This is a genomic window from Candidatus Brevundimonas phytovorans, from assembly GCA_029203145.1.
Lineage (GTDB): Bacteria > Pseudomonadota > Alphaproteobacteria > Caulobacterales > Caulobacteraceae > Brevundimonas > Brevundimonas phytovorans.
The window spans coordinates 3,208,431-3,220,063 of record CP119309.1 but is presented as its reverse complement, the minus strand read 5'-3'; the positions used below and the strand labels follow the sequence as shown (position 1 = coordinate 3,220,063).

Annotated in this window: 10 protein-coding genes; 9 read left to right on the top strand and 1 reads right to left on the bottom strand. The window is 68.4% G+C overall.

Translation table 11 applies throughout. The features are described 5' to 3' along the window. Nucleotides 1-565: 565 nt before the first annotated feature. The 9 genes from P0Y52_15710 (at nt 566) to leuB (ending at nt 10,841) form a co-directional block, all read left to right on the top strand. Complete coding sequence (locus P0Y52_15710; GenBank protein WEK57960.1) at nt 566-2,320, top strand: dihydroxy-acid dehydratase; 1,755 nt, start codon at nt 566-568, stop codon at nt 2,318-2,320. Nucleotides 2,321-2,323: 3 nt separating this feature from the next. Next, nucleotides 2,324-3,337: a ketol-acid reductoisomerase gene (gene ilvC, locus P0Y52_15705; protein ID WEK57959.1), complete on the top strand. Its 1,014-nt coding sequence runs from the start codon at nt 2,324-2,326 to the stop codon at nt 3,335-3,337. A gap of 24 nt (nt 3,338-3,361) precedes the next feature. Further along, a complete protein-coding gene (ilvG, locus tag P0Y52_15700; protein WEK57958.1) occupies nt 3,362-5,074 on the top strand; it encodes an acetolactate synthase 2 catalytic subunit in 1,713 nt (570 codons plus the stop codon). A gap of 2 nt (nt 5,075-5,076) precedes the next feature. Further along, on the top strand, nt 5,077-5,331 hold the full coding sequence (locus P0Y52_15695) for an ACT domain-containing protein (GenBank protein WEK57957.1): 255 nt from the start codon (nt 5,077-5,079) through the stop codon (nt 5,329-5,331). A gap of 1 nt (nt 5,332) precedes the next feature. Continuing rightward, on the top strand, nt 5,333-6,601 hold the full coding sequence (locus P0Y52_15690) for a 2-isopropylmalate synthase (GenBank protein ID WEK57956.1): 1,269 nt from the start codon (nt 5,333-5,335) through the stop codon (nt 6,599-6,601). Then, nucleotides 6,585-7,559 carry a branched-chain amino acid transaminase gene (locus tag P0Y52_15685; GenBank protein ID WEK57955.1) on the top strand — a complete coding sequence of 325 codons (975 nt, stop codon included), beginning with the start codon at nt 6,585-6,587 and terminating at the stop codon, nt 7,557-7,559. The genes P0Y52_15690 and P0Y52_15685 overlap by 17 nt, the downstream gene beginning before the upstream one ends. A 147-nt stretch (nt 7,560-7,706) precedes the next feature. Beyond that, nucleotides 7,707-9,158, top strand: coding sequence for a 3-isopropylmalate dehydratase large subunit (leuC, locus tag P0Y52_15680; GenBank protein ID WEK57954.1), 1,452 nt, complete (start codon nt 7,707-7,709; stop codon nt 9,156-9,158). Continuing rightward, complete coding sequence (gene leuD / locus P0Y52_15675; GenBank protein WEK57953.1) at nt 9,151-9,741, top strand: 3-isopropylmalate dehydratase small subunit; 591 nt, start codon at nt 9,151-9,153, stop codon at nt 9,739-9,741. The genes leuC and leuD overlap by 8 nt, the downstream gene beginning before the upstream one ends. Further along, on the top strand, nt 9,741-10,841 hold the full coding sequence (gene leuB, locus P0Y52_15670) for a 3-isopropylmalate dehydrogenase (GenBank protein ID WEK57952.1): 1,101 nt from the start codon (nt 9,741-9,743) through the stop codon (nt 10,839-10,841). Before leuD ends, leuB begins: the two co-directional genes overlap by 1 nt. Before the next feature lie 57 nt (nt 10,842-10,898). Here leuB and P0Y52_15665 read toward each other — a convergent pair whose 3' ends face one another. Then, a complete protein-coding gene (locus P0Y52_15665) occupies nt 10,899-11,519 on the bottom strand; it encodes a TetR/AcrR family transcriptional regulator (protein WEK57951.1) in 621 nt (206 codons plus the stop codon). Nucleotides 11,520-11,633 lie beyond the last annotated feature (114 nt).

The window sequence follows — 11,633 nt, the reverse complement described above, 5'->3', positions numbered from 1 at the left end:
TACAAACTATCTCGCCAAACAGGAGTCACACAGCCCTCTGCACGCCCCTTTTGCACCCCCCGCATATATAGAGTGGCGATCAGGCCCGCCGACAGCCGGTCGGCCGCAATCCCGCTTGAACGACCCAAAACAGGCCTGCAGCGCGGCAGCGCGCCCGAACCGGTGAAAACTTGCGCCAAAAAGCCCATAGCCCGCAACAGGCGCGCCCAGATCAGACCAAACCACGCCGGTAAGCACTTTTATTCCACAAACGAGCCCGTCCGGGTTGCGTTGCAGCATGGAGAACGGCATAAGGGCGCCCTGTTGAAAGGTTTTCCCTCTTGCCCCACCGCGCCGCCATTGCAGCGATCCTGAGCCCCGCGACAGCGGCGGACGGTCGGCGCGTGCTGGCCCAGGGCCTGCTCCTTCTTAGCGTATTCCTTATTCCGCTCAGTCGAGCGGTGTGGATGCCTGCGACCTGACCTGAACCCCAGACAGATCGTCCGCTTCACCCCGCTCCCTCCCGGCAGCGGGGTTTTTCATGTGCCCGCGGCAGACCCAATAGGTAGAACCTTCCAAAAATCCGATGACGAACTCGCAAGACAGCAAAAAACTACCCAATGAGCGCAGTTCGGCCGTGACGCGCGGTCCGAACCGCGCCGCCGCGCGCTCCTATCTGCGGGCCGCAGGGATGCAGGACGCCGACTTCGACAAGCCGATGATCGCCATCGTCAACACCTGGTCGACGGTCACGCCGTGCAACATGCACCTGGACCGTCTGGCCAAGGACGTGCGCGCCGGCATCATCGCGGCGGGCGGCTATCCCATCGACTTCAACACCATCGTCGTCACCGACGGGATCTCGATGGGCACGGCGGGCATGAAGGCCTCGCTGATCAGCCGTGAGGTCGTCGCCGACTCCATCGAGCTGGCGGTCGAGGGCCACCAGCTGGACGGCGTCGTCTGCATCGTCGGCTGCGACAAGACCATCCCGGCGGCGGCCATGGCCCTGGCCCGGATGGATATCCCCGGCCTGGTCTATTACGGCGGCACCATCATGCCCGGCCTGATCGGAACCAAGGAGGTCTCGGTCCAGGAAGTGTTCGAGGCCATCGGCGCGCACGGCGCCGGTGCGCTGGACGACGCCGGGCTGAAGGCGGTCGAAAGCGCCGTCTGCCCCGGCGCCGGCGCCTGCGGCGGTCAGTTCACGGCCAACACCATGGCCATGGCCCTGTCGATGATGGGCATCAGCCCCATGGGCGCCAACGACGTCCCCGCCGTCCATCCGGGCAAGGGCGCGGAAGGCGAGCGCTGTGGTCGCCTGATCGTCGAGCGGGTCTTCGCTGGCGACACCGCCCGCAAATACATCACCAAGGCCAGCCTGAAGAACGCCGCCATCGCCGTCTCGGCCTCGGGCGGCTCGACCAACGCCGTCATGCACCTGACCGCCATCGCCGCCGAGGCCGGCGTCGACTTCGGCATCGAGGACTGCCACCAGGCCTGCGTCGAGGCCCCGGTCATCTGCGACCTGAAGCCGGGCGGCCGCTTCCTGGCCTCGCACCTGTTCTCGGCGGGCGGCACGCGTCTGGTCGCCCAGCGTCTGGCCGAGGCCGGCAAGATCACCAACATCCCCACCGTCAGCGGCCGCAGCCTGTTCACCGAGGCGGGCGACGCCGAGGAAACGCCGGGCCAGCAGGTCGTCACCAGCATGGACGCCCCCGTCATGGCGCGCGGCTCCTACGCCGTCATCTATGGCGACGTCGCCCCTGAAGGCGCGGTCATCAAGCTGACCGGCCACAAGGTCGACCGCTTCGAAGGCCCCGCCGCCGTCTTCGACTGCGAGGAAGACGCCTTCCACGCCGTTCAGGACGGATCGGTCGGCGAAGGCGACGTCATCATCATCCGCTACGAAGGGCCCAAGGGCGGTCCCGGCATGCGCGAGATGCTGCAGGTCACCGCCGCCCTGAAGGGCCGCAAGATCGAGAACGTCGCCCTGCTGACCGACGGTCGCTTCTCGGGCGCCTCCTACGGCTTCGTGGCCGGCCACGTCTCGCCCGAAGCGGCGGCGGGCGGCCCGATCGCCCTCATTCGCGATGGCGATCCGATCGTCATCGACGTCACCAACCGAAGGATCGACGTGCTCGTCGATCTGGAGGCGCGCCGGGCGGACTTCGCCCCCAACCGGGTCCGTCCGGCGCAAGGCGTTTTCGCGAAATACCGCGCCGCCGTCGCCTCCGCCTCGCAAGGGGCCGTGACCATCCCCAATCCGCCGCCGGCCCAGATTCCCGCAGATCTGGCGCCCGCCACCTATTCCAACGCCCCCGTTTCTGAGGACGCCTGAACCATGGCCATCACCATCTACACCAACGACGACATCAAGCCGGGCGCCATCGCCGGCCAGCGCATCGCCGTCATCGGCTATGGCTCGCAAGGTCGCGCCCACGCCCAGAACCTGAAGGACTCGGGCCATGACGTCGTCGTCGGCGTTCGTCAGGGCGGCACGGGCTGGAAACACGCCACCGCCGACGGCGTCCCCACCGCCGAGCCGGCAGAGGCCGTTCGCGGCGCGGACATCATCGCCATCCTGACCCCGGACATGATCCAGAACGAGGTCTATCGCGACATCATCGAGCCCAACGCCAAGCCGGGCGCCGCCCTGCTGTTCGCCCACGGCTTCTCGATCATCTACGACCGCATCACCCCGCGCGACGACATGGACGTCATCCTGGTCGCGCCCAAGGGTCCGGGCGATCTGGTCCGTCGCGAGTTCGCCCGCGGCCGCGGCGTCCCCTCGCTCTTCGCCATCGAGAAGGACGCGACCGGCAAGGCGCGCGACCGCGCCATGGGCTACGCCAAGGGCATCGGCGGCGCGACCGGCGGCCTGCTGGAGACCTCCTTCCGCGAAGAAACCGAAACCGACCTGTTCGGCGAGCAGGCCGTCCTGTGCGGCGGCGCCAAGGAACTGGTCATGTCGGGCTTCAACACCTTGGTCGAGGCCGGCTACCAGCCCGAGATCGCCTACTTCGAATGCCTGCATGAGCTGAAGCTGATCGTGGACCTGTTCTACGAGGGGGGCATCTCCAAGATGCACCACTTCATCTCGGAAACGGCCAAGTGGGGCGCCGTCGCCTCGGGCCCGCGCGTCATCAACGACGAGACCCGCGCCCGTATGAAGACGGTCCTGACCGAGATCCAGGACGGGACCTTCGCCCGCAACTGGATCGCCGAGAACGAGGCCGGCAAGCCCCAGTACGCCGCCTGGCTGAAGGCCGACAGCGAATCCCAGATCGAACAGACCGGCGCGCGCCTGCGCGAGCGCATGGCCTGGCTGCAGACCGCCAAGTCCGAAGCCGCCTGATCCGAAAACCATAGAGTGAGTATGATGAGCGTCGTCGCCCCGAAACCCGCCCCCGCCCCGGCGCCCGTGAACGACACGGCCACCGGCGCGCGCCTGCTCGTCTCCAGCCTGGAGCGGATGGGCGTGGAGGTGGTCTTCGGCTATCCCGGCGGCGCCATCATGCCCATCTATGACGCCCTGACCGGCACGGGCCTGAAGCATATCCTGGTCCGTCACGAACAGGGAGCGGCCTTCGCCGCCGACGCCTATGCCCGCGCCTCGGGCAAGGTCGGAGTCTGCATGGCCACCTCCGGCCCCGGCGCCACCAATCTGATCACCGGCATCGCCAACGCCATGATGGATTCGGTGCCTATGGTCTGCATCACCGGCAACGTCCCCCAGGGCGTCATGGGCACCGACGCCTTCCAGGAGATCGACATCCTGGGCGTCACCCTGCCGATCGTGAAACACTCCATCCTGGTCCGCGACGCCTCGGAGATCCCGGCTGCCGTCGAACAGGCCTTCCACATCGCCGCCTCGGGCCGCCCCGGTCCGGTCCTGGTCGACCTGCCCAAGGACGTCCAGTTCGCCACGGCCGCCGCCCCCTTCGGCTTCAACATCCCCAATGAGACCGCCGAGGTCGATCACGACGCCGTCGCCGAGGCCGAACGCTTCATCCGCGCCGCCGAGCGCCCGCTGATCTACATCGGCGGCGGGGTGAAGATCGGCCGCGCGACCGAAGCCGTCCGCGCCTTCGCCGAGGCCACTGGCATCCCCACCGTCTCGACCCTGAACGCCCTGGGCACCGTCGCCACCGACGCCCCCGGCTACCTGGGCATGCTGGGCATGCACGGCACGCGCGCCGCCAATGAGGCCGTCCAGGCGTCGGACCTGCTGATCGTCCTGGGCGCTCGCTTCGACGACCGCGCCACGGGCAAGCTGGCCGAGTTCGCGCCCCACGCCCGCGTCGTCCATTTCGACATCGACGCCTCCGAGATCGGCAAGCTGCGCGAGACCCATGTCGCGGTCGCCGGCGAACTGAAGCCCGGCGTCGAGGTCCTGACCGCGCGCTTGGCGGCCACGCCTCTGGCCATCGATCCCTGGGTCATCCGCTGCGCCTCCGCCGCCGTGCATCACGCCGCCCGCTATGACGCGCCGGGCGAAGGCGTCTATGCGCCCGCCCTGCTGAAGCAGTTGTCCGAAGCCGCCGGCGACCGCTTCGTCGCCGCCTGCGACGTCGGCCAGCATCAGATGTGGGCGGCTCAACATTGTCGCTTCTCCAAGCCGGAAGCCCACATCACCTCGGGCGGCCTGGGCGCCATGGGCTTCGGCCTGCCCGCCGGTCTGGGCGCCAAGCTGGCCGACCCCTCGGCCACGGTCGTCACCATCGCCGGCGACGGCGGCTTCATGATGAACATCCAGGAGCTGGCGACGCTGAAACGCTACGGCGTCGCCCTGAAGATCGTCCTGCTGGACAACTCGTCGCTGGGCCTGGTGCGCCAGTGGCAGGAGCTGTTCTTCGAGGAGAACTATTCCGAGGTCGACCTGTCCGACAACCCGGACTTCGTGAAGGTGGCCGAGGCCTTCGGCATCGAGGCCTTCCGCATCGACCGCCGCGATCAGGTCCAGGACGGCATCGCCCGCCTGCTGGCCGCCGACGGCCCCTGCCTGGCCCACGTCGTCATCAACCCCAAAGAGAACGTCTGGCCTCTGGTTCCGCCGGGCAAGAGCAACGCTGAAATGATGGAAGGCGCATGAGCATGAGCGACACCATTCACATCCAGATCGACCGGGCCGACGGCTCGCTTCAGCGTCTCATCGGCCTGGTGGAACGCCGCGGCTTCCACATCGACGGCATGAGCATGGCCGACATCGACGGCGCCTCGCGCCGTATCGCCCTGACCGTGCGCGGCCGCGACGCCGCGCGCTCCATCGACAACCTGGGTTGCCAGATCGACCGCCTGTTCGGCGTGTCCCGCATCGGCGCCCAGTCCTTCCAGTCCGAGGCCGCCTAAAATGTCCCGAGTAGAACGAGTATCCAGAACCGCAGAGATTGCGGCGTCGGATCCCAACCGCGTCATCATCTTCGACACCACCCTGCGCGACGGCGAACAGGCCCCCGGCTTCTCCATGTCGGCCGACGCCAAGCTGAAGATGGCCCATGTCCTGCGCGACCTGGGCGTGGACGTGATCGAGGCCGGCTTCGCGGCCGCCTCGCCGGGCGACGAGGAATGCATCCGGCGCGTCTGCGGCGAGATCGAGGGCCCGGTCTTCGCCTCGCTGTCGCGCGCCAACGAGAAGGACATCGACGCCTCGTTCCGGGCCCTGTCGCCCGCGCCCAAATCGCATCGCCGCTGCCACGTCTTCCTGGCCACCAGCCCGATCCACCGCTCGGCCAAGCTGCGGATGAGCACCAACGAGGTGCTGGCGACGGCGTCGCGCATGGTGGAATACGCCCGCTCGATGTTCGACGATGTCGAGTTCTCGGCCGAGGACGCCTTCCGCACCGAGCCGGAGTTCCTGGCCGAGGTGCTGATGGCCGCCGCCGACGCCGGCGCCCAGACGCTGAACGTGCCCGACACCGTCGGCTACGCCACGCCGGAAGAAGTGCGTCAGCGCTTCGCCTATGTGGACGGGATCATCCGCCCGCGTCATTCGGACGTGATCTTCTCCAGCCACTGCCACAACGACCTGGGTCTGGCCGTGGCCAATTCTCTGGCCGCCGTCGAGGGCGGAGCGCGTCAGGTCGAGGGCGCGATCAACGGCATCGGCGAACGGGCCGGCAACGCCTCGATCGAAGAAATCATCATGGCCATCCGCACCCGCGCGGACCGCTATGGCGTGACCGTGGCCGCCGAGAGCCGCCACCTGGTGCGCGCCTCCGAGACCCTGCGCGACGTGACCGAGACGGTCATCGCCCGCAACAAGGCCGTCGTCGGCCTGAACGCCTTCGCCCACGAGGCCGGGATCCACCAGCACGGCATGATGGCCGACGCCCGCACCTACGAGATCATGCGTCCCGAGGACGTCGGTTTCGAGGGCAGCTACTTCGTGCTGGGCAAGCATTCCGGCCGCCACGCGGTCGGCAAGCGGGCCGAGGCCCTGGGCCATGTGCTGGAAGGCCAGCGCCTGGCCGACGTCTTCGCCGGCTTCAAACAACGCGCCGACCAGATCGGCGAAATCAATGACGCGGAGCTGACCGCCATCATCACGGCTGTGACAGCCCAGACGATGACGGGGGGCGCCTCCGCACAAATGGACAAGACCTATGCAACCGCTGGCTAAGAATATCTGGATCAACGGCGACCTGACGCCCTGGGCCGACGCCAAGATCCACGTCATGAGCCACGCCCTGCACTACGGCACCTCGGTGTTCGAAGGCATCCGCGTCTATGACACCCCGAACGGCCCCTGCGGCTTCCGCCTGACCGACCACATCCGCCGCCTGTTCGACAGCGCGCGCATCTATCACTTCCCCCTGCCCTTCACCGAGGACGAGCTGGTTCAGGCCTGCAAGGACGTGGTCAAGTCAGAGGGCCTGCGTTCGGCCTACCTGCGCCCGCTGGCCTTCCTGGGCGAGTGCGGCATGGGCGTGACCCCGTCGCCGGACAACATCCGCACCGACGTCATGATCTCGGCCTTCCCCTGGGGCGCATACCTGGGCGAGGAAGCTCTGGAGAAGGGCGTCGACGCCTGCGTCTCCAGCTGGAACCGCGTCGCCCCCAACACCATCCCGGCGGGCGCCAAGGCCGGCGGCAACTATCTGTCCGGCTATCTGATCGGCCGTGAAGCCCGCGTCGGCGGCTATGGCGAGGGCATCGCCCTGGGCGTCGACGGCCGCCTGTCGGAAGGCGCCGGCGAGAACCTGTTCGTGGTCAAGGACGGCGTGCTGATGACCCCGCCCGCCGCCGCCTCCATCCTGCAAGGCATCACCCGCGACAGCGTCATGAAGCTGGCGCGCGGCCTGGGCTATGAGGCGCGCGAGCAGATCCTGCCGCGCGAAGCCCTCTATGTCGCCGACGAGGTCTTCATGACCGGCACCGCCGCCGAGATCACCCCCGTCCGCTCCATCGACGGCATCCCCACCCGCGCCAACGGTCCCGGCCCGATCACCAAGGCGGTCAACAAAGCCTTCCGCGGCCTGTTCGACGGCACGACGCCCGACCGCTTCGGCTGGCTGGAACCCATCCACGAAAGCGCAACCGCCGCCCCGGCCAAGGAGCGCGTGCATGAGCCGGCATAATCAATCCTCCCCTGTCGCATCGCGACGGGGGAGGGGGACCGCCGCAGGCGGTGGAGGGGGCGAACCCCATCCGTCGCGCTCGGCCTTCGCCCCCTCCACCATGCTGCGCATGGTCCCCCTCCCCCGCTGCGCAGGGGAGGATCGCCGATGAGCGCCCGCACCCTTTATGAGAAGGTCTGGGACCGGCACGTCGTCGTGCCGGAAACGGCCGAGACGCCGGGCGTCATGTATGTGGACCTGCATCTGGTCCACGAGGTCACGACGCCTCAGGCCTTCACAGAAATCGAGGCGCGCGGGCTGAAGGTGCGTCGTCCCGACCGCACCTTCGCCACCCTGGACCACTCGACCCCCACCCTGCCGGCCGGGCAGGACGGCCAGCGCCCCTATGTCACCGATCAGGCGCGCAAGCAGGTCGAGACCCTGGAGGCCAACTGCGCCCGTCACGGCATTGAGCTGGCGGGTTGGGGCTCCGACCAGCGCGGCGTCGTCCACGTCATGGGGCCTGAGTTGGGCCTGACCCAACCGGGCATGACCGTGGTCTGCGGCGACAGCCATACCGCCACCCATGGGGCCTTCGGCGCCCTGGCCTTCGGCATCGGCACGTCGGAGGTCGGGCACGTCCTGGCCACCCAGTGCCTGTTGCAGCGCCGCGCCAGATCCATGCGCGTGACCGTTGACGGGCGCCTGCGTCCCGGCGTCTCCGGCAAGGACGTGGCCCTGGCCGTCATCGCCGCCATCGGCTTTGGCGGCGGCACCGGCTACGTCATCGAATATGCCGGCGAGGCCGTGCGGTCGCTGGACATGGAAGGGCGCATGACCCTGTGCAACATGTCCATCGAGGCGGGTGCGCGCGCCGGCATGATCGCCCCCGACCGCGTCACCATCGACTGGCTGCGCGGGCGTCGCCATGTCCCCGCCGACTATGAGGTCGCCGCCGCCGACTGGCTGACCCTGGCCTCGGACCTCGGCGCGACCTTCGACAAGGAGGTCGTGCTGGACGGCGCCGCCATCCGCCCCATGGCCACCTGGGGCACCACCCCCGACGCGGGCGCTCCCGTCGGCGCCCCCGTGCCGCAACCGCGCTCGGATTCGGACCGCAAGGCCATCGCCTACATGGGCTTCACGGCGGGCGAGGCCACGACCGGCCACAAGGTCGACGTGGTCTTCATCGGCAGTTGCACCAACGGCCGCCTGCCGGACCTGCGCGCCGCCGCCGACGTCCTGCGCGGCCGCAAGGTCCAGCCCGGCGTGCGGATGCTGGTCGTCCCCGGCTCCGAGGCCGTGCGCCGCGACGCCGAGGCCGAGGGTCTGGACAAGGTCTTCATCGCCGCCGGCGCCGAATGGCGCATCCCCGGCTGCTCCATGTGCATCGCCATGAACGGCGACGTGGTCGGCGAGGGCCAATTGGCGGTCTCGACCTCCAACCGCAATTTCGAAGGCCGTCAGGGCAAGGGCGCCCGCACCATCCTGGCCAGCCCCGCCACCGCCGCCGCCAGCGCCGTGGCCGGCGTCCTGACCGATCCGCGCGTCTTCTTGGAGGCCCCTCTCATGCCGCCGAGCGCCGCGCGCGAGGCGGTAGGGGAGAAACACCATGTCTGAACCGTTCAAAGTCCTGACATCGAAAACCCTGACGCTGAGCCAGGCCAATATCGACACGGACCAGATCATCCCGGCCCGCTTCCTGACCACCACCACGCGCGAAGGTCTGGGCGCCCACGCCTTCCACGACTGGCGCTACGAAGCCGACGGATCGCCCAAGCCCGAGGCGGTGCTGAACCGCATTGACCCGACCGAGCAGCGCATCCTGCTGGCCGGCCCCAACTTCGCCTGCGGCTCGTCGCGCGAGCACGCGCCCTGGGCCCTGCTGGACTATGGCTTCCGGGCGGTGATCTCGACCGAGATCGCCGACATCTTCACCTCCAACGCCCTGAAGAACGGCCTGCTGCCCATCGTCGTCGATCAGGCGACCTGGGATGACCTGGCCGCCCACCCGGAACAGGCCGTCACCATCGATCTGGAAGCCGGCGAAATCCGTCGCGGCAACGTCGCCCCCGTCCCCTTCAAGGTCGAGGCCTTCGCCCGCCAGTGCCTGCTCGACGGCGTCGACACCCTCGGCTGGCTGCTGTCCCGGCTGCCCTACATCCAGACCTACGAACGCTTCCGTGAACCGGAGACCATCTGATGCCCCACACCCGCACCTTCAACATCGTGGTCCTGCCCGGCGACGGCGTCGGCCCTGAAGTCGCCCTGGCGGCCGAGCGCGTCCTGACCTGCATCGGCGACATCTACGGCCACCGCTTCGAGTTCAACCAGCACCTGATCGGCGGCGCCGCCATCGACGCGACCGGCGAGTCCCTGCCCGCTGAAACGGCCGCCGCCTGTCTGGCCGCCGACGCCGTCCTGCTGGGCGCGGTCGGCGGTCCCAAGTGGGACGGCGCGCCGGTTCGCCCCGAACAGGGTCTGCTGGCCATCCGCAAGGCCATGGGCCTGTACGCCAACCTGCGTCCCTTGCAGGTCTCGCCGGTCCTGGCCCACCTGTCGCCGCTGAAGAAGGAGATCGTCGAGGGCGTCGACCTGATCGTCTTCCGCGAACTGACCAGCGGCGTCTATTTCGGCGAAAAGACCCGCACCGAAACCAGCGCCTCGGACCTATGCGTCTATACGGTCGAAGAGATCGAGCGCGTCGCCCGCGCCGCCTTCCAGGCCGCCGGCCAGCGTCGCGGCAAGGTCACTTCGGTCGACAAGGCCAATGTCATGGAGACCAGCCGCCTGTGGCGCGAGGTCGTGACCCGCATCCACGCCGAGGAATATCCGCAGATCACCCTGGAGCACGCCCTGGTCGACTCCATGGCCATGCACCTGATCAGGAAGCCGCGCGAATACGACGTCATCCTGACCGAGAACATGTTCGGCGACATCCTGTCGGACGAAATCTCGGTGCTGGGCGGCTCCATCGGCCTGCTGCCCTCGGCCTCCCTGGGCGCCGACGGTCCCGGCCTGTTCGAGCCGATCCACGGCTCGGCGCCGGACATCGCAGGGCAAGATCTGGCCAACCCGGTCGGCATGGTCCTGTCGGCGGCCATGATGCTGCGCCACAGCTTCGAGCTGGAAGACGAGGCGGATTCGATCGAAGCCGCCGTCGCCGCCGTTCTGGCGTCCGGCGCCGTCACCGCTGATCTGGGCGGCGCCCTGGGCACGGTCGAGGCCACCCGCGCCATCGTCGACGCCATTCGCGCCATCCACTGGGCCGCCGCCCGCCATGTGCCGATGCACTGGGCCTGACCCAGGCCCTGCGCAGCATAAAGAAAGGGCGGGCCTCGCGGTCCGCCCTTTTGGCGTTCAGTTGTCGATCAGGCCCTGAAGGGCCACGGCCATCCGTCGCGCCATCTCGCCCTTCTGCGTCTCATCCAACGAGGAATAGCCGTCCGACAGCTCGCGGCCGATCGCCATGCCCATAATCAGGCCCGCCGCCAGACGCGCCCGCACCGGGGCGTCGGGGCCGCCGATCCAGGCCGCCAAAGGATCGAAGAAGCGCGTGTTGGAGGTCCGCTGCATGACGTCCATCGCCTTGGCCGACCCGACCGAGCGCAGCAGGATCAGCAGGCCGCGGATCTTGGCGCCGGCTCCTTCGTTCTGGCCATCGTCCTGACAGGGCATGACCTCGCCAAAGATGATCTCGTGCGCCAGCCGCTCGCCGAAGTCCTCGCGCGCGCCGTCCATCAGGTCGCGGCCGTTCTTGCAACTGTCCAGCACGGCGACGAAGAGGTCTTCCTTGGAGCCGAAGTAGCGGCTGATCAGGGCCGCATCCACGCCGACGTCGCGCGCCACGTCGCGCATGCCGACATCGTCGTAGCTGTCGGCGCAAAAGCGTTCGCGCGCCGCCTCCAGGATGGCCTGGCGGGTGGCGTTGGCGTTACGCGGTCGAGGGGCGTCGCACAGGACCAATTGGTCGTACTCCAATAAACCTTATGTCCTTTATGGCTTTGTCATCAGGCGTTGACAAGCGCTACTGCGGTCATCATTAAGTCACCGAACGTTGACTGGCGCTTCCTCCCCCGACGAGCGCCCGTCTGT